Origin of the sequence: Pseudomonas nitroreducens, from assembly GCF_014204515.1 — a bacterium.
GTDB lineage: Bacteria > Pseudomonadota > Gammaproteobacteria > Pseudomonadales > Pseudomonadaceae > Pseudomonas > Pseudomonas nitritireducens_A.
Window position 1 is genome coordinate 59,096 of the sequence record NZ_JACHLI010000021.1, and the last position, 17,252, is coordinate 76,347.

16 protein-coding genes are annotated in these 17,252 nt (G+C 67.4%); 13 read left to right on the forward strand and 3 right to left on the reverse strand.

What is annotated here, in order from left to right; translation table 11 throughout:
* Window positions 1-48: 48 nt before the first annotated feature.
* The 3 genes from HNP46_RS22930 to HNP46_RS22940 are packed head-to-tail and all read right to left on the reverse strand — an operon-like array spanning window position 49 to window position 1,389.
* Complete coding sequence (locus tag HNP46_RS22930) at window positions 49-351, reverse strand: hypothetical protein (protein ID WP_184593563.1); 303 nt, start codon at window positions 349-351, stop codon at window positions 49-51.
* 58 nt (window positions 352-409) lie between these two features.
* Window positions 410-805 (reverse strand): hypothetical protein, encoded by a 396-nt coding sequence (locus HNP46_RS22935; RefSeq protein WP_184593565.1) that lies wholly within the window; start codon window positions 803-805, stop codon window positions 410-412.
* Window positions 802-1,389, reverse strand: a complete 588-nt coding sequence (locus tag HNP46_RS22940; protein ID WP_184593567.1) for a hypothetical protein — start codon at window positions 1,387-1,389, stop codon at window positions 802-804. Before HNP46_RS22940 ends, HNP46_RS22935 begins: the two co-directional genes overlap by 4 nt.
* Before the next feature lie 338 nt (window positions 1,390-1,727).
* Here HNP46_RS22940 and HNP46_RS22945 point away from each other — a divergent pair, with 338 nt between their 5' ends.
* The 13 genes from HNP46_RS22945 to HNP46_RS23005 all read left to right on the forward strand — a co-directional run bounded on the left by HNP46_RS22945 (window position 1,728) and on the right by HNP46_RS23005 (window position 17,126).
* Window positions 1,728-2,708 carry an AAA family ATPase gene (locus tag HNP46_RS22945; protein WP_184593569.1) on the forward strand — a complete coding sequence of 327 codons (981 nt, stop codon included), beginning with the start codon at window positions 1,728-1,730 and terminating at the stop codon, window positions 2,706-2,708.
* Window positions 2,709-2,722: 14 nt separating this feature from the next.
* A complete protein-coding gene (locus HNP46_RS22950; protein WP_184593571.1) occupies window positions 2,723-3,664 on the forward strand; it encodes a DUF58 domain-containing protein in 942 nt (313 codons plus the stop codon).
* Entirely contained in the window at window positions 3,661-4,158 is a 498-nt protein-coding gene (locus HNP46_RS22955) for a DUF4381 family protein (RefSeq protein WP_184593573.1), read from the forward strand. Before HNP46_RS22950 ends, HNP46_RS22955 begins: the two co-directional genes overlap by 4 nt.
* Window positions 4,145-5,152 carry a vWA domain-containing protein gene (locus tag HNP46_RS22960; protein ID WP_184593575.1) on the forward strand — a complete coding sequence of 336 codons (1,008 nt, stop codon included), beginning with the start codon at window positions 4,145-4,147 and terminating at the stop codon, window positions 5,150-5,152. Before HNP46_RS22955 ends, HNP46_RS22960 begins: the two co-directional genes overlap by 14 nt.
* The gene (locus HNP46_RS22965; RefSeq protein ID WP_184593577.1) at window positions 5,152-6,726 is read left to right on the forward strand and encodes a VWA domain-containing protein; all 1,575 of its coding nucleotides are present in this window, start codon (window positions 5,152-5,154) and stop codon (window positions 6,724-6,726) included. Before HNP46_RS22960 ends, HNP46_RS22965 begins: the two co-directional genes overlap by 1 nt.
* Window positions 6,723-8,045, forward strand: a complete 1,323-nt coding sequence (locus HNP46_RS22970; protein ID WP_184593579.1) for a BatD family protein — start codon at window positions 6,723-6,725, stop codon at window positions 8,043-8,045. The genes HNP46_RS22965 and HNP46_RS22970 overlap by 4 nt, the downstream gene beginning before the upstream one ends.
* Before the next feature lie 13 nt (window positions 8,046-8,058).
* Complete coding sequence (locus HNP46_RS22975; protein WP_184593581.1) at window positions 8,059-9,057, forward strand: HAD family hydrolase; 999 nt, start codon at window positions 8,059-8,061, stop codon at window positions 9,055-9,057.
* A gap of 114 nt (window positions 9,058-9,171) precedes the next feature.
* A complete protein-coding gene (locus HNP46_RS22980) occupies window positions 9,172-10,749 on the forward strand; it encodes an arylsulfatase (protein ID WP_184593583.1) in 1,578 nt (525 codons plus the stop codon).
* 121 nt (window positions 10,750-10,870) lie between these two features.
* A complete protein-coding gene (locus tag HNP46_RS22985; protein WP_184593684.1) occupies window positions 10,871-13,381 on the forward strand; it encodes a spermidine synthase in 2,511 nt (836 codons plus the stop codon).
* A gap of 396 nt (window positions 13,382-13,777) precedes the next feature.
* Window positions 13,778-14,449: a DUF3313 domain-containing protein gene (locus HNP46_RS22990; RefSeq protein ID WP_184593585.1), complete on the forward strand. Its 672-nt coding sequence runs from the start codon at window positions 13,778-13,780 to the stop codon at window positions 14,447-14,449.
* Between the two features lie 92 nt (window positions 14,450-14,541).
* A complete protein-coding gene (locus tag HNP46_RS22995; protein WP_184593587.1) occupies window positions 14,542-15,825 on the forward strand; it encodes an OmpP1/FadL family transporter in 1,284 nt (427 codons plus the stop codon).
* Between the two features lie 240 nt (window positions 15,826-16,065).
* Window positions 16,066-16,407, forward strand: a complete 342-nt coding sequence (locus tag HNP46_RS23000; RefSeq protein ID WP_184593589.1) for a YciI family protein — start codon at window positions 16,066-16,068, stop codon at window positions 16,405-16,407.
* Window positions 16,408-16,595: 188 nt separating this feature from the next.
* Window positions 16,596-17,126, forward strand: coding sequence for a hypothetical protein (locus HNP46_RS23005; protein WP_184593591.1), 531 nt, complete (start codon window positions 16,596-16,598; stop codon window positions 17,124-17,126).
* The last annotated feature ends 126 nt before the right edge of the window (window positions 17,127-17,252 follow it).

Below are 17,252 nucleotides of genomic sequence, written 5' to 3' on the forward strand. Positions count from 1 at the left end.
GATCGGCAGCCGCCCACGCGGGGCAGGGCGGCTGCCGGCCGGGCGCGGTTATTGCCCCGGAACCCCGCCGGCCTTGGGCACCAGGTCGCCGATGGCCGAGCAGGAGTAGGTGTTGGAGTAGTCGTAGTACTGCTGCGAGAAGCTGCCACCTTCGTAAGTGGTGCACTGGTAGGCCGAGGAGCCTTTCTGCAGGATCAGGAAGTGGATCTGCACGACCCGTCCCGGCGCCCAGTAGGCTGACTTGATCTCATAGCCGCGGCCCAGCAGGTCGGTGAGTTTCGGCTCTTCGGCCAGGGCCTGGCTGCCCCAGGCCATGAGCCCGAGCAGGGAAATTTTCAGTAGTCTGTTCATCGTGGGTTCCGTCCTTGGCGGGTGTTGACGCCTTCCCCGGTGGGGAAGGCGAGAGGCGTCAGGCTTCCGGCCTCAGCGGGATGCCGCCGCAATTGCCGCGGGTGAGCAGGTAGTCGACCTGGCGGGCGCGGTTGATCGCGACGCGGATTTCGCAGCTGGCCGAGTGCACCACGTCGCCCCAGTACTCGGTATGCACCAGCTGGCCGTTCTGCGGACCGGTGTAGGTGCCGAGGGCTTCGCGGGAAACATACGACGTGTCGCGGCGATAGATCAGTACGACCCAGTCGTTCTCCGGCGCCAGGCCGATGTCGCTGGGCGCGCCGAAGTGGTCGATGGCCTCGCCCGCCGGGCGACCCTTCCAGTAGCTGCGGGCCTGCGCCTCGGGCAGGGTGGGGATGGCGGAGCAGCCGCCGAGCAGGATGGCGATCATCCCCAGCGCGAGTAGTCCTTTCATTGCACGCCCTCCTTGGCCGGTGCGTTCTTCACGGGCATCTGCTCGAAGCCCTTGTCGACCATGTCCAGGATCAGGTTCTTGGCGTGATCGCGGTTGCGCAGCTGGAACAGGCCGGGAGCGGCCGAGACCAGTTGCGCCATGGGAATCTTGCCCAGCGGATACATCTTCTGTTCCACGTGGGCGTTCGGCTTGCAGAGGAAGTCACGGCTCTGGGCGATCCAGGCCTCGGGCTTCTTCTGCCATTCCTTGGAGACCTTCTTGGGACGGATGTCGTTGTAGAACTTGTCGTAGTTCTGCGCGCCGTTGAGGCGCACGCGGTTCTTCGCGCAGTCGATCTCGACGTCATAGGCGGTGAAGGTCGGCTTGGCGCCTTCCTCGTAGAACTCATAGACGCCCAGCGAGCGCACGCCGTTCTTGCGGTCGTAGATGTTGGCGGGGTCGCCATCGGCGACGAAGATTTCGTTCTTGTACAGGCTGCCCTGCTGGTGGATCAGCCAGTAATCGCCGGAGGGGCCTTCCGCTTGCGCGGCGAGGGGGCTGCAGAGCAGCAGGGCGGGCAGCCAGGGGCCGAGGGGTTTGAGCATGACGGACAGTCCTTTGCCGTGGGATCGCCAGGGCACAGCGCACCCCGGCGAAGGAAGGGTAGGAAACTAGAGGCGCAGGTTTTGCCGGTCAACCTGCTTGTAGGAATTTTGTGACAGACGGCAGCCAAGTCTTGCGCTGAGGCAACGCCTCCTGTTCCTCGATAACGGCGCGCTGGAGCCTGCCGCCGGGCTGCTCGTTCAGCGACAGGTGCCAGCCTGGCGCGGTGTATCACAGCAGCTACAGTTAGTTCGCAGGCCGTGGCATGGCAGTGTGCAGGGAGCGCGGCTCCCGCACGCCATCGGCGGGAATCCGAATCGACGGAACAAGGAACTCGCCCGTGTCCACCCATGAGCAGATTGCAGGTCTGGAAGCCGCCGTGTCGGCGCAGGTGCTGGGTCAGGCAGAAACGGTCCGGCATATCCTGCTGGGGCTTCTGGCTAACGGCCATGTGCTGCTGGAAAGCCTGCCGGGGCTGGCCAAGACCCGCACCGTCAAGGCCCTCGCGAAGCACCTCGATGCGCGCATGAGCCGCGTGCAGTTCACCCCCGACCTGCTGCCCTCGGACATCACCGGCGCCGAGATCCTCCAGCAGACCGAGCAGGGCAACCAACTGAAGTTCCAGCCCGGCCCGCTGTTCGGCAACGTCATCCTCGCCGACGAGATCAACCGTGCGCCGGCCAAGGTGCAGGCGGCGCTGCTCGAAGCCATGGAGGAACGGCAGATCACCGTGGCCGGGCAGACCCACCGCATGCCCGGCCTGTTCATGGTGCTGGCGACGCAGAATCCCATCGAACAGGAAGGCACCTACCCGCTGCCCGAGGCACAGATGGACCGCTTCCTGATGAAGCTGCTGATCGACTACCCGCGCGTCGAGGACGAGTCCCGCGTGCTGCAACTGGTACGCGCCGAGGAGCGCAGCCAGCACTCCGATGCGGCTGCCGTGGCCATCGCGCCACTGGCCCAGGAAGCGGTGTTCGCGGCGAGGAGGGAAGTAGGCGATGTGCACGTCTCCGAGGCCATCGACCGCTATCTCATCGACCTGATCAATGCCACACGCCGGCCAGCCGACTACGACGCCGACCTGGCCCGCTGGCTCAAGGTGGGCGCCAGCCCGCGTGGCGGCATCAGCCTGGACCGGGTGTCGCGTGCCCACGCCTGGATGGCCGGCAATGATTACGTCAGCCCCGACGATGTGCGCGCGGTCGTGCATCCCGTCCTGCGTCATCGCCTGCTGCTGTCCTATGACGCGGTGGCCGATGGCATCGGCGCCGACCAGGTGATCGACCGACTGCTGGACAAAGTGGCGATTCCCGCCTGAGAGGCACGCTGGCCATGACCGGATCGCAGGCGCTCGCTGATGGCTATGTCTACGCCTCGTTGCAGCAATTGATGCTGCTGGAGCATCGCGTGCGCGGCCTGAGCTTCCTGTCGCGGCAACCGCTTTCCAGCGTGCTCTCCGGCAGCCACGCGGCGCGTCTGCGTGGGCGTGGGCTGAGCTTCGACGAGCTGCGCCAGTACAACCCCGGCGACGACCTGCGGCATCTCGACTGGCGCGCCTCGTTGCGCTACGGCAAGCCGTTCGTGCGCAGCTACACCGAGGAGCGCGACCGGCCGACCCTGCTGCTGGTGGACCAGCGCATGAGCATGTACTTCGGTTCCCGGCGCAGCTTCAAGTCGGTGCTGGCCGCCGAACTCTGCGCGCTGGGCGCCTGGATGGCGCTGCAGGCGGGGGATCGGGTCGGCGGCCTGGTGTTCGGCGATCGCCAGGTCGAGTACGTCCGTCCCCTGCGCAGCCGGGCCAGGGTGGAGGCGCTGTGCGCCGCGGTCGTGCGGCACAACCATGCCTTGCACGCCACGGGTCGGGAAGACGATTCGCCCGGCCAGCTCGACCGGGTGCTGCGCCAGTGCCTGGCAGTGGCCGGGCACGACAGCCTGGTGGTGATCATCAGCGACTTCGCCGGGGTGACCGAGCAGACCCTGCAACTGCTGCGGCAGTTGAGTGCGCACAACGACGTGCTGGCCCTGCAGGTTTTCGACCCCATCGCCGTGCAGCTGCCCGACCGCGGCCGGGTCACCGTGACCCAGGGCGAGCTGCAGGTGGAACTGGAGGTAGGGCGGCGGCAGGTCCACCGGCCGCTGGGGGAGTTCCTCTCCGGACGGCTGAAGGACGTCGCCACGCTGCTGCGCCGCAGCCAGGTGCCGCTGATGATGTTCAGCAGCGGGCGCGACAGCCTGGAGCAACTGCGTGGCGAGCTGGGGCGCCTGGCACGATGAGCGCCCCCGACATCGACCAGCTGCAGGAGCTGGCGGCGCCGCCGGCACTGGTCAGCTACTGGCCGCAGACCTGGGCCTGGGGCGTGCTCGCCGTGGCGCTGCTGCTGGCGCTGGCGGCCTGGGCGATCTGGCGCTATCGGCGCTGGCAGCGTGATCGCTACCGGCGCGAGGCGCTGGCGCTGCTCGATGAACTCGCGCTGGCGATGCAGGACCCGGCACGCCGGCTGACTGCGTTGCGCCAACTGCCGGTGGTGCTCAAGCGCGTGGCCGTGTCGATGCCCGGCGGAGCGGCGGCGGCGCCCTTGGCCGGCGCCGCTTGGCAGGCCTTCCTGCAAAGGCACAGCGCCACGGCCTTGCCCGCCGATCTCGAGCGTCAGCTGGCAGGGCTGGCCTACGCGCCGGATGCCAGGATTCGGGCCATGGACGAGCAGGCTGCGCAGGCCCTGCTGGTCGCCTGTCGGGAGTGGGTCCGGGGGCACCATGTGGCAGCTTGAGTACCCCTGGCTGCTGTTCCTGCTGCCTTTGCCGTGGCTGGCCTGGCGCTTCCTGCCGCTCTACCGGGAATCACGCAGCGCCCTGCGCGTGCCGTTCTTCGCCGCCATGAGCCAGGCGGCGGGCCAGGAACCCCGGAGCGAGGCCAGCGCCGGCGGGCGCTGGCAGCTGCCGCTCAACCTGCTGGTCTGGGCCCTGGTGCTGCTGGCGTGCGCGCGCCCGGTGCTGGTGGAGAAACCCATCGAGCGGGTGCAGCCGGTGCGCGACCTGATGCTCGCCATCGATATCTCGCAATCCATGGAGACCAACGATTACCGTGACGCCGCCGGCAACCGCGTGGACCGGCTGAGCATCGTCAAGGGCGTGGTGCGCGACTTCATCGGTGCGCGCAAGGACGACCGTATCGGCCTGATCGTCTTCGGCAGCGGCGCCTTCGCCCAGGCGCCGCCGACCCTGGACCACGCCAGCCTGCTGATGCTGCTCGATGAGGTCGGCATCGGCATGGCGGGGCCGAGCACCGCCCTGGGCGACGCCATCGGCCTGACGCTGAAGCTGCTCAAGGACGCCCCGGAGCAGGAGAAGGTGCTGATCCTGCTGACCGACGGCAACGACACCGCCAGCGCCATCACCCCTGGCCATGCCGCGTCCATGGCCCATGCGCGTGGCGTGGTGGTGCACACCATCGGCATTGGTGATCCGCAGGCCAGCGGCGAGGCGAAAGTCGACCTGCAGACGTTGCAGGAGATTGCCCGCAGCACCGGCGGCCGTTACTTCCGCGCGGGCGACCGCGAGGCGCTGCAAGCGGTCTACGCGACCCTGGACCGCCTCACCCCGCACCAGGTGAAGACCCTCAGCCACCAACCCAAGCGCGACCTGTTCTGGCTGCCGCTGGGCGCCGCCTTGCTGCTGTTGCTGGTGGCGCACCTGCTGGCCGCCCTTGCCGGGCGCCTGGCCGTACCGCGTGACACGCGCCCTGGCGCGCCAGCGGAGGGCTGATGGCAATCGACCTGAGCGCCTTCCATTTTCTCCGGCCGTGGTGGCTGCTCATGCTGCTGCCGGGCGTGCTGCTGCCGCTGCTGTGGAGCCGGCGCCATGACCTGGCGCGGCGGCTCGACGGGATCATCGCACCGCACCTGCTGCAGCACCTGGTGATCACCCCCGCCGATCATCAGCGCGTACGCTCGGTGCAGTGGCTCGGCGCCTTGCTGGTGCTGGGGGGCGTGGCGGCTGCCGGGCCGGCCTGGGAGCAGGACCGTCCAGCCTTCCTGGAGAACCGCGCGCCGCTGATCCTGGCGCTGGACCTGTCGCCCTCGATGGCCGCCAGCGACGTTCCGCCTTCGCGCATCGAGGCGGCGAAGCACAAGGTGCACGATCTCATTACTCGCCGGCCCGGCAGCCCGACGGCGCTCATCGCCTACGCCGGCAGCGCGCACCTGGTGCTGCCGGCCACCCAGGATGCCGGGCTGCTCGACAGCTTCCTGCAGGCACTGGCTCCCGGGCTGATCCAGCGCAGCGGCAAGGACGCGCTGGGCGCCATCGCGATCGCCAAGCGGCTGCTGGCCGCCGAGCAGTCGCCGGGGACGTTGGTGCTGCTGACCGACGGCGCCGACAAGGATCAGTTCGACGCCATCGGCCAGGCTCTGCGTGGCAGCGACGTACAGGTGCTGGTGCTGGCGGTGGGCAGCCAGGACGGCGGCCTGCTGGCCGGCGGCGAACAGGAGGCGGCGGGCCGCCCCTTGCTCGCCAGCTTCGACGCCCAGGGGTTGCAAGGGCTGGCCGATGCGGCGGATGCGCCCCTGGGCAGCCTGACCCTGAATGACGACGACCTGGACTGGATCGAGCTGCATGCCCAGCAGCACTTCCAGGCAGCCCAGGGCGATGACCGGCAACTGCATTGGAAGGATGCCGGTTACTGGCTGTGCTGGCCCGTGCTGGCGCTCGCGCTGCTCGGCATCCGCAAGGGCTGGAAGGTGCACTGGCTGGGGGCGCTGCTGCTCGCCATCGGTCTGGGTGGGGCGCCGGCCCCGGCGCGCGCCGGGGCACTGGCCGACGCGTTCTTCACGGCAGACCAGCAAGGGCGCTGGGCATTCGAGCACGAGCACTATCCGCAGGCCGCCGCGCATTTCCACGACCCGTTCTGGAAGGGGCTGGCCGCCTACCGCGCGGCGGACTACCCACTGGCCCTGGCCAGCTTCGCCCGGCTCGACTCGGCGCAGGCGTACTTCTACCTGGGCAACAGCTACGTGCGCCTGTCGAAGTTCGACCAGGCCATCGGCGCTTATCGCCAGGCCCTGGCGCGCCAGGTGGACTTCCCGCAGGCCAAGGCGAATCTGGCGCTCGCCCAGGCCCTGAAGAAGGACCGCGAAGACCAGCAGGAGGCCGGCCCGCCGGGCGACAAGCCGGACCAGGAGGTCTTCGACAACACGGCCGACAAGGGCAAGCAAGTGGCGCGGCCCGGTGCCAGGGCCGACTCGGACGAGCAATGGCTGGACAACCTGAGCACCTCGCCGGCGCAGTTCCTGCGCCGCAAGTTCCTGCTGCAGGACGCCGCGAAGGGAGCCGGATCATGAGGCAGGCGCTGCTCCTGTGGCTGCTCTGCTGGTGCTTGCTGGCGCTTGCCGCCGAGCCCGAGGTGAAGGTGCGCACGCAGCTGCTGCCGGCGGACTCGGTGCTGGTCGGCGGCACGCTGACCCTGCAGGTCGACCTGCTGGTGGACACCTGGTTCAGCCAGCCGCCGCAGCTGCCGATGCTGAAAGTCGCCGGCGCGGTGATCTCCGAGCCCGGCAGCGAGGCCACCCACCTCAACGAGAAGATCGCCGGCAAGGCCTTCTTCGGTCTGCGCTACCGCTACCAGATCACCCCACAGAACCCCGGTGAGTTCAGCCTGCCGGCGCTGGCTATCCAGGTGCAACCGGGGCAGGCCAGCGGCCCGCTAACGGTCAGCAGCCAGCCGCTGCGCTTCAGCGCCAAGGCACCGGCGGGCGTTGCGGGCGATGGCGGGCAGCGCCTGGTGGCCAGCCAGGTGACGATCAGCCAGCAGTTGCAGCCTTCCCATGAGCCACTGCGGGTGGGTGACAGCGTCACCCGCCGCCTGCATATCAGCGCCGAGGGCGCCCAGGCCATGTTGATCCCGGCGCCGAACTTTGCCGAGGTGGACGGACTGCGCCGCTACGTGCAGGCGCCAACGGTGCGACCGCTGAGCGATGGACGCGGCGGCAGCAGCGGCGGCGAGCGGCTGGATGCGGTCACCTACGTGATCGAGCAGGCCGGCGACTTCCAGCTTCCGCCGATCCAGCTGCACTGGTGGGCGGCCGACAGTGGCGAGCCGCGCACGGCGTCGTTGCCGGCGCTGAAGCTCTCGGCCCAGGCCCCGGCGGCCTACGCGGCACCTTTTTCCATCAGCGAAGACCTGCGCGAACTGGGCCGGCGCGCCCAGGTGCGGGTCAGCGCCCACTGGCTGCGGCTGGGCCTTCTGCTGGCTGGCCTTGGCGGGCTTTGCCTTGCCGTGCGCGCCTGGGGCAAACCGTTGCGGCTGGCGGCGAGGAGTGCCCTGCAGCGCCATCGGCAACGCTGGCGGGATTCGCCTGCCTACGCCTGGCGGCAGGTGCGCGGGCAACTGGGCAGAGAGCCGCCGCAACTGAGCGCGCTGTATCTATGGCTGCGCCGGACATCGGGAAGCCGTGAAATGAGTAGCGTAATTGACGTTGGCTCCCACCCGGCGGGAAATCCTCTGCTAGCGTTTTTCAGGGCCCGTTACGGGCGCCCGGGCGGGGCGCCGGAAACGGCGTCCGCGCCGCTGCTCCGGGCACTGCCGCAACTGCGGCGCGAGCTGCGGCGGGAGCAGCCTCCGGGCGCCCCAGCCCATGCGCTCAAACCACTGAATCCGTGACCAGGGACGCGACATGCATTCGAACCTCGCTCGACCGTTTGCCCGCTGGCTCTTCCTGCTGACCCTGGGGCTGCCGCTGCTGGCCCAGGCGGCGGGTGAGCTGCCGTCGTGGAATGACGGCCCTTCGCGCCAGGCGATCGTCGGTTTCGTCGAGGCGGTGACCGAACAGGGCGGCAAGGACTTCGTCCCGGTGGCCGAGCGCATCGCCGTGTTCGACAACGACGGCACCCTGTGGAGCGAACAGCCGATGTACTTCCAGGTGCTCTTCGCCCTGGACGAGGTGAAACGGCAGGCGCCGCAGCACCCGGAATGGCAGCAGACGCAGCCGTTCAAGGCGGTGCTCGAAGGCGACCAGAAGACCCTGGCCGACAGCGGCATGCAGGGCATCCTGCAGATAGTCGCCGCGACCCATTCGGGCATGAGCACCGAGGAGTTCATCGCCAATGCCCGCCGCTGGCTGGCCAGCGCCCGCCACCCGCGCAGCGGCAAGCCGTATACCGAAATGGTCTACCAGCCGATGCTGGAACTGCTCGACTACCTGCGCGCCAACGGCTTCCGCACCTACATCGTCTCCGGCGGCGAAGTGGCCTTCATGCGCGCCTTTGCCGAAGAGGTCTACGGCATCCCGCCCGAACAGGTGATCGGCACCACCCTGGGCAGCCGTTTCGAGGATCAGGGCGGCGAGCTGTCGATCCAGCGTCTGCCCAAGCTGGTGCACAACGATGACGGGCGGGGCAAGCCGGAAAGCATCGACAGCATCATCGGCCGGCGGCCGATCCTCGCCTTCGGCAACTCCGACGGCGACCTGCAGATGCTGCAGTGGACCGTGGCGGGCCAGGGCCGGCGCTTCGCCGGCCTGGTGCACCACACCGACGGTCAGCGCGAATGGGCATATGACCGGCAGAGCAGGGTCGGGCGCCTGGACAAGGCGCTGGACGAAGCGAAGGGCAAAGGCTGGGTGGTCGTCGACATGGCCACGGAATGGAAGAAGGTCTATCCGTTCGACCAGTAGCAGGGCGCAACACAAGAAAGCCGCAGGGGCACGGAGACCACCAGCCGGGAAGTCGGTCTCTCCAGTGCATGCAGTCGTGGAACACGATGCAGTGACTGGAATGGAGATACACCCATGAAACGCAGGGGAAGATGGCTATCGCGGTTTGCCCTGGCGGCAACCGCGGTCATGGGCCTTTCCGTGGCGCAGGCCGCGGACAAGCCCAATATCCTGGTGATATTCGGCGACGATATCGGCCAGACCAACATCAGCGCCTATGGCAAGGGCGTGGTCGGCTACCAGACGCCGAACATCGACCGCATCGCCAAGGAAGGCATGATGTTCACCGACTACTACGCGGAGAACAGCTGCACGGCAGGGCGCTCCACCTTCATCACCGGGCAGGCGATCCTGCGCACCGGCCTGTCCAAGGTCGGCATGCCCGGCGTCCCGGTCGGGCTGCAGGACCGCGACGTGACCATCGCCCAGGCGCTCAAGGCCCACGGCTACGCCACCGGCCAGTTCGGCAAGAACCACCTGGGCGACCGCGACGAATACCTGCCGACCAAGCACGGTTTCGACGAGTTCTTCGGCAACCTCTACCACCTCAATGCCGAGGAGGAGCCGGAGCGTCCGTACTGGCCCAAGGACGATGAAGCCTTCGTCAAGGCCGCTTCGCCGCGCGGCGTACTGAAGGCCAGCGCCGACGGCAAGATCGAGGACACCGGCGCCCTGACCAGCAAGCGCATGGAAACCATCGATGACGACACCACCCAGGCCGCCATCGACTTCATCGACAAGCAGGTCAAGGCCGACAAGCCGTTCTTCGTCTGGATGAACACCACCCGCATGCACGCCTTCACCCACGTGCGCGAGTCGATGCAGGGCCAGAGCGGCATGCCCGGCAACGAGTACGCCGACGGCATGCTCGAGCACGACGGCGACGTCGGCAAGCTGCTCAAGACCGTGGATGACCTGAAGATCGGCGACAACACCATCGTCATCTACACCACCGACAACGGCCCGAACCAGTGGTCCTGGCCGGACGCGGCGACCACGCCGTTCCGCAACGAGAAGAACTCCAACTGGGAAGGCGCCTACCGCGTGCCGGCGATGATCCGTTGGCCCAACCACATCAAGCCGGACTCGGTCTCCACCCAGATGTTCTCCGGGCTGGACTGGTTCCCGACCCTGCTGGCCGCCGTGGGTGACACCGATATCAAGGACCGTCTGCTCAAGGGCGCCGACATCGGCGGCAAGAACTTCAAGGTGCACCTGGACGGCTACAACCAGCTGGACTACCTGACCGGCAAGACCGACAAGGGTGCGCGCAGCGAGTTCTACTACTTCAACGACGACGCGGAGCTGGTGGGCATGCGCTTCGGCGACTGGAAGATCGTCTGGTGCGAGCAGCGTGCGCCGGGCGGCCTGCAGGTCTGGAGCGAACCCTTCACCTGCCTGCGGGTGCCCAAGCTGTTCAACCTGCGGATGGACCCCTACGAGCGCGCGGATATCGTTTCCGACCAGTACTACGACTGGCTGACCAAGAACGACTACCTGCTGTTCCAGGGCACGCGCAAGGCGGCGGCCTTCCTGCAGACCTTCGTCGATTACCCGCCGAGCCAGCGCCCGGCGAGCTTCAGCATCGACCAGATCCGCAAGGACGTGGACGCGAAGATCGAAGCCAAGATGAAGCAGAGCGGCAAGCAGTGACACCCGCGACGGGCATTGCCCTGGCAATGCCCGCTTCACTCCCCGCGGCGGCAGCGCCGTCGCGGGGATTCTCCTGTTCGACAAGGTCGTCCCGATGCCGTCAACCGTCAGTTCGTCGAGCATGAATAGCCGCCGCGCCAAGCCGGCCGTCACGGCTGTGCCTTCCGCGCTCGCCCTGTGGGTGCCGGCACTGCTGCTGTTCGTCTCCGGCGCTGCAGCGCTGGTGTTCCAGGTGTTGTGGGTCAAACAGCTGTCGCTGGTGGTGGGGGTGGAGGTGTACGCCGTCACCACTGCGATCAGTGCCTTCTTCGCCGGCCTGGCCCTGGGCGGGCTGCTTTTCGGTCGCCTGGCGGACCGCCTGGCGCGGCCGCTGCGGCTCTACGCGGGGCTGGAAATCCTGGTGGCGCTGCTGGCCGTCACGTCCAGCGTGGCGCTGGCCAATGCCGCCGCTACGTTCGCCTTCCTCGAGGAGGCCTTCGGCATCCTGGCCTGGACGCTGCCCTTTCTGCTGGTGGGCGTTCCGGCATTCTTCATGGGCGGTACGCTGCCGGTACTGGTGCGTGCCCTCGAACCCGCGGATGGCCAGATGGGCCGCGCGGGAGGCGGCCTGTACGCCGCCAACACCGCCGGCGCCATCGCCGGCACATTGCTGGCGGCGTTCCTCCTGCTGCCGCTGCTGGGCGTATTCGGCAGCGCCCTGGCCGCGGCCGCCTGCAACCTGATCGCCGCTGGCGGTGCGCTGGCGCTGCGGCGCGGGCCGAACCGGCCGCTGCTGGAAGAGGCGCCCATTGCCACACCGCGCAGCAAGGCCGCGCGCCTGGCCATCGCCCTGTACTGCGTGGCCGGTGGCGTGGCGCTGGGTTACGAAGTGGTGTGGACGCAGTCGATCGTCCAGTTCATGAGTACCCGCACCTTCGCCTTCGCCGTGGTGCTGGCCACCTACCTGGGCGGGCTGGTGCTGGGCAGCGCGCTGTATGCGCGCCGCGCGGATCGCATCGGTGATCCCTGGGGCCTGTTCGGCCTGCTGATCGCTGCCGCCGGGCTGCTGGCCATCCTGCAGATCGCCGGGCTGGGCACCTGGCTGGTCGGCCTGCAGAGCCGCGCCGAATGGCTGGTGCAGCAAGCCGGCGGCAGCGAGCTGGCCGGCATGTGTGCGCGCTTCGCGGTGGCGGCTCTGTGCGTGGTGTTCCTGCCGACGACCCTGTTGGGCGCGGCATTCCCCATCGCTCTGCGCCTGGCGGTGGATCGCCGCCATGTGGGGCGCGATGTGGGAACGGTGGTGGCGCTCAACACCCTGGGCGGCATCGCCGGGGTCATGCTCACCGGTTTCGTCCTGGTACCGCAGCTGGGCCTGGTACGAACCCTGGCCGTCCTCGGTGCGCTGGCGGCGCTTGTCGGCCTGCTCGCGACTTGGCGTGGCGAGGGCGTGGGCAGGGGCCTGCGCTTCGCCGTGGCCGGCGTGGCCGTGTTGACGGTGGCGGTTGGAGCGCTGACGTCGCCGCAGCACCTGGCGGAACTGATGCCGGGCGCGCGCAACGGGCAGATCAGCTTCTACGCCGAAGGCCGTGGCGGCACCGTGGCCGTGGTGGAGCAGGGCAGCGGCGACAACCGTTTCAGCCGGCTGTACATCCAGGGCGTGTCCAACACCGGCGACGCCATGCCATCGCTGCGCTACATGCGTCTGCAGGCGTTGCTGCCGCTGCTCATCCACAACGGCGAGCCGCGCTCAGCGCTGGTGATCGGCTTCGGTACCGGCATCACCGCTGGCGCCCTGCTGCGCTACCGCGACCTGCAACACCCGGTGGTGGCCGAGCTGTTGCCCGAAGTGCTGGCCGCCGCGCCGCGCTTCAAGGGCAACTTCGACGCGATCCACGATGCGCGCCTGGACATCCGCCTGCGCGATGGCCGTCGCGAACTCCTGCGCAGCGCCGAGCGCTACGACATGATCACCCTGGAGCCGCCGCCACCTTCCGCGGCCGGTGTGGTCAACCTGTATTCCCGCGACTTCTACCAGCTGGCCGCCGCGCGCCTGGAGGAGGGCGGGGTGGTCGCCCAGTGGCTGCCGTTGCCGACCCAGAACGACGAGGAAAGCCGCTCGCTGGTGCGCAGCTTCATCGACGTCTTCCCCTACGCCACGCTCTGGACCACGGAGTTCCACGAGATGCTGCTGGTGGGTTCATTACAGCCACTGCAGCTGGACGTAACGACCATCCGCAAGCGCTTCGAGCAACCGGAGGTGGCCGCCGCGCTGGGCGAAGTCGGGGTCGACTCCGTCGAGGCCCTGCTTGCCACCTGGATTACCGATCGCGCCGGCCTTGAACGCTATGCCGGCGATGCCCGGCCGGTCACCGACGACCAGCCGCGCATCGAGTACGCGCCCTGGGTCCGCCCGAAGGAAATCGCCCGCGTCCTGCCGACCCTGCTCGCCCTGCGCACGCCGCCGCCCCTGGAGAACGCGGTGCCGTCGGTACAGGCGGCGGTCAACGACTACTGGCTGCGGCTGCGGCGCTTCTACGACCTGAGCCTGCACGCCTACCGTGGCGACCGCCAGGCCTGGGCGCGCGATGCCCGCCAGGTGGTGCTGGATGACGGCGATAACCCCTACTACCAATGGTTCCTGGGGGCGCGCTGAATGTTCGCCCCAGGCCGCAACTGCACCAATCGGCGAGGCTCCGGCAATTGCGATTTGCGATGGACGTCCCACCGCGCAATGGCGGTTATCGAAGCCCTGTCTAGACTCCAATCGTTCCGCTGCGGAGCACGCAATGCCGAGTGTGAGACAGACCCTCCTCACTGCAGTTCGCCGATTCGACTCCGTCCAACGCTTCCCATGAATGCAAGGACGTCGATGATGAATGACGCGTTGAAAAAACTGCCGACTCCAGCCCGCCCATCCATTCCCCGTCGCGCTGCGCCTGCAGGTTAGCGAAGACGCCTGCCATGACCAGACCTGGAAACCGGTCGACCTCGTGAAGGCGAAGAGCATCCCCCATTAGAAACCACCCCGTCGATTCCAAGGAGCGTATCCATGCAAATCAAGACCCTGGCCGCCACCCTGTGCCTGACGACTCTCGTGTTGTCCGGCTGCGCCAGCAAGTACGTGGCGCCGGAGCAGTATTCCGGCTTCCTCAAGGACTACAGCGTGCTCAAGGAGGACAAGTCGCCGTCCGGTGCGCCGGTGCGGCGCTGGATCGATCCGCAGGTGGACGTCAACAAGTTCACCAAGGTCTTCGTCGAGCGCAGCCAGCTCTACCCGCAGCCGCAACCGTCGGAGAAGATTCCGCAGAGCACCCTCGATGGCATCACCCAGTACTACGATCAGGTGCTGATGACGGAATTCTCCAAGGTCCTGCCGCTGGCCACCGGGCCGGGTGAGGGCGTGCTGGTGGTGCGCCCGGCGATCACCGCGGTGAGCGCCTCCACCAAGGGCCTGCAGCCTTACGAGGTGATCCCCATCGCGCTGATCGCCGCGGGCGTGAGCACCGCCACCGGCATCCGCGACCAGGACACCAGCCTGGCCACGGAAGCGGCGTTCATCGACGCCGACAGCGGCAAGGTGGTCGCCGAAGTCGTGCGCAAGGGCGCCGGCGCGGAGCTGGAAAACTCCTCCCAGGTCATGACCGCCAACGACGCCAAGGCAGTGCTCAGCGGTTGGGCCAAGGACATGGTGGCGACCTTCCAGCAGCTCAAATCCAAGTGACGGCAGCCTAGCGGGCGAGGCGGCCGGTGCAGCGTACCGGCCGCTTCCGTCCCACGGGGCAATACGGAACTGCCCAGCACCGAGGTAGCAGCATGACCCCCCATCGCGCCCTGATCCGCCCGCTCGCCCTGGGGCTGAGCCTGGCCTCGAGCCAGGCCCTGGCCGGCGGCATCCTGATCTACGAAACCGGGCAGGAAGGCAACGGCCTGGCCAACGCTGGCGCGGCCGCGCTGCCCAGCGACCCGAGCATCCTGATGAGCAACCCGGCCGGCATTGCCGAACTCAAGGGCACGCAACTGAGCGCCAACGCCCAGGTCATCCTCGGCGACATCCGCTTCTCCCGTGACAGCAACAACCAGTTCGACGGCAACGAAGGCGGCAACGCGCTGCAATGGCTGCCCGGTTCGAGCCTGTTCATCAGCCACCAGCTCGACGAACGTTCCGCCATCGGCTTCGGCATGTACGGCAACTTCGGCCTGGCGGTGAACTACGACGATGACTGGGCGGGGCGCTACTTCACCCAGGAATCGGCAGTGATCGGCGTGTCCTTCCAGCCCACCATTGCCCACAAATTCACTGACCAACTCTCGGTCGGCATCGGCCCACGCATCGTCTACGGCTACTACCGCACGGAAGTGGCGATCAACAACAACCTGCTGGGCCTGCGCGACAGCCCGGACGGCCAGCTGGAATACAAGGACACCGACGTCGGCACCGGCGTCAACGTCGGCCTGCTCTACGATCTCAGCGAACGCACCAAGATCGGCCTCGCCTACACCAGCAAGGTCAAGCTGGAGTTCAAGGACAGCCCCGACGTGCGCAAGGTCAGCAACCCGATCATCAACGCCGCCCTCAATCGCCTGGATGTCGACTCCCTGGAACTGGACATGAACGTCCCGCAGACGGCGACCCTGAGCATCGCCCACCAGCTGGACGAACAGTGGAAGCTGCTGGGCAGCCTCGGCTGGCAGGACTGGAGCGACTTCGGCCAGATCGGCGTGGAGGTGGACGCCAACGCCGGCGGCGTGGACCGCACCGTCGACCGCCAGTACAAGGACACCTGGCACGCCTCGGTGGGCACCCAGTACCAGATCGACCCGCGCCTGCGCTGGAGCCTGGGCCTGGGCTACGACAGCTCGGCGGTGGACGACAAGGACCGCACCGTCGACAACCCCATGGGCGAAGCCTGGCGCCTGGCGACCGGGATCAACTACCAGCTCGACGAAGGCCTGGACGTGCACCTGGCCTACACACTCGTCTGGCTCGGCGACATGGACGACGAGCAGACCAAGTCGCGCTCCGGCGAAACCCTGTCGGGCACCTACCACAATGCCGCCCTGCACATCCTCGGCGGCGGGGCGACCTGGCGCTTCTGATGCTCCGGCAGCCCTTGCCCGTGCGGGCTGAGGTCTGCCCGGTGCAGAACTCCCCCGGCAGGAGCGGGCTACGCCCGCGATCCGCCGGCAGGACCGGCGCTACTCCACCCGCAATCGACCGCCGCCAACCCCAGCCCAATCCGGCGACCACCCATCAGCACACCCTCACCAGCGCAAGCACCTGTCCCATCATCATCGGCCACCGTCCAACAACCTCTCGCCACTCCGAGGAACTCCACCATGGCCAGATACCTGATCTCCTTCCCCAGCGCCGCCATGGTCGTGCCTGACAACGAACTGCAGGCCGTCGGCCACGCCGCCCACGCCGTCATCGAGGAGGCCAGGGCCGCCGGTGTCTACGTGTTTGGCGGCGGCATCGACGAAGCCGTGCCGCCCGTGCTGGTCAGCGCCGACGGCTCGGTCACCCCAGGCGGCTACCCCTGGGCCCCCACGCTGGATGGCGGCTTCACCGTGCTCGAACTGCCCTGCGTCGGCGACGCCATCGCCTGGGCGGCGCGCCTGGCGAAGGCCTGCCGCTGTCCGCAGGAGCTGCGGGTGTTCGGGTTTGATCCGAGGGCTTAGCGCGGGGATGGGATGTTTTGCGACCGGCCTCGGGGCAAGGTGCGCCGGGGCGGGCAAAGGCAGTTATCGGCCAGAAGCGGACGTTCGACTCATACTGCTGGTAGCTATTCACGGCTGTCCTGCACAAATGCGATCCTACCGCCAAACGGAACAGATACCGCAAGCAACCGGAAGCAGGACTACTCAAAATGGATATCCGCTTGGGCATCATTCTTCCCCAACACCGCCGGAAGTCTCTGTTCGTCGACGGTGTTGTCGAAACGAGGACGTGGGGCGATGAGATCATTCCCGCAGAAGAGCCTTGGCTGGCGTTCGAAGCGCTTCCGTCCGTGAAGTTTCGCAGCTATTCACCTGTTCCTGGTTGGCTTCGCGACAAACTCTCTCTGCCACTACAAGCGGAAGACCTTGAACAAGTGGTTATGGAGGGTCAGCGCATCATCGACTATGCAGAACTCCTCCAGGAGAAATGCTTCGCGGATGAATGGGATGAGTTCTCCGCGAACCACGGCGACGGGGCGCTTCATACTCAGCAATTCGAAGCTGGGCTAACGGCTTTGCTACGTCAGATTGGATATTGCGCATTGGTATTTGCCAGCAATGACGACATTAATGACTTCCGTATCCTTTCCCTCGAGCAACTCGTTGAATTGCTTAGAGAGTCGCTTGCATCGCCGTGGCGATCCAAAGGCTTTTGTATCTCGGTACGTTTCTCAGACTGAAGCGATCTCGTTTCGACTTTACGAAAAACTCTGCCACTTCAGCAGTGATGCTGGTTTGGCGTGGGTAGCGGACTCTCGCCACGGGCAGCACACGGCCAGAAGCAGATAGCCGTTCGCTCGAGAACG

Coding starts and splice junctions, on each gene's coding strand:
- HNP46_RS22930 (WP_184593563.1), bottom strand. CDS start 351: ATGAACAGACTACTGAAAATTTCCCTGCTCGGGCTCATGGCCTGGGGC.
- HNP46_RS22935 (WP_184593565.1), bottom strand. CDS start 805: ATGAAAGGACTACTCGCGCTGGGGATGATCGCCATCCTGCTCGGCGGC.
- HNP46_RS22940 (WP_184593567.1), bottom strand. CDS start 1,389: ATGCTCAAACCCCTCGGCCCCTGGCTGCCCGCCCTGCTGCTCTGCAGC.
- HNP46_RS22950 (WP_184593571.1), top strand. CDS start 2,723: ATGACCGGATCGCAGGCGCTCGCTGATGGCTATGTCTACGCCTCGTTG.
- HNP46_RS22955 (WP_184593573.1), top strand. CDS start 3,661: ATGAGCGCCCCCGACATCGACCAGCTGCAGGAGCTGGCGGCGCCGCCG.
- HNP46_RS22960 (WP_184593575.1), top strand. CDS start 4,145: ATGTGGCAGCTTGAGTACCCCTGGCTGCTGTTCCTGCTGCCTTTGCCG.
- HNP46_RS22965 (WP_184593577.1), top strand. CDS start 5,152: ATGGCAATCGACCTGAGCGCCTTCCATTTTCTCCGGCCGTGGTGGCTG.
- HNP46_RS22970 (WP_184593579.1), top strand. CDS start 6,723: ATGAGGCAGGCGCTGCTCCTGTGGCTGCTCTGCTGGTGCTTGCTGGCG.
- HNP46_RS22975 (WP_184593581.1), top strand. CDS start 8,059: ATGCATTCGAACCTCGCTCGACCGTTTGCCCGCTGGCTCTTCCTGCTG.
- HNP46_RS22980 (WP_184593583.1), top strand. CDS start 9,172: ATGAAACGCAGGGGAAGATGGCTATCGCGGTTTGCCCTGGCGGCAACC.
- HNP46_RS22985 (WP_184593684.1), top strand. CDS start 10,871: ATGAATAGCCGCCGCGCCAAGCCGGCCGTCACGGCTGTGCCTTCCGCG.
- HNP46_RS22990 (WP_184593585.1), top strand. CDS start 13,778: ATGCAAATCAAGACCCTGGCCGCCACCCTGTGCCTGACGACTCTCGTG.
- HNP46_RS22995 (WP_184593587.1), top strand. CDS start 14,542: ATGACCCCCCATCGCGCCCTGATCCGCCCGCTCGCCCTGGGGCTGAGC.
- HNP46_RS23000 (WP_184593589.1), top strand. CDS start 16,066: ATGGCCAGATACCTGATCTCCTTCCCCAGCGCCGCCATGGTCGTGCCT.
- HNP46_RS23005 (WP_184593591.1), top strand. CDS start 16,596: ATGGATATCCGCTTGGGCATCATTCTTCCCCAACACCGCCGGAAGTCT.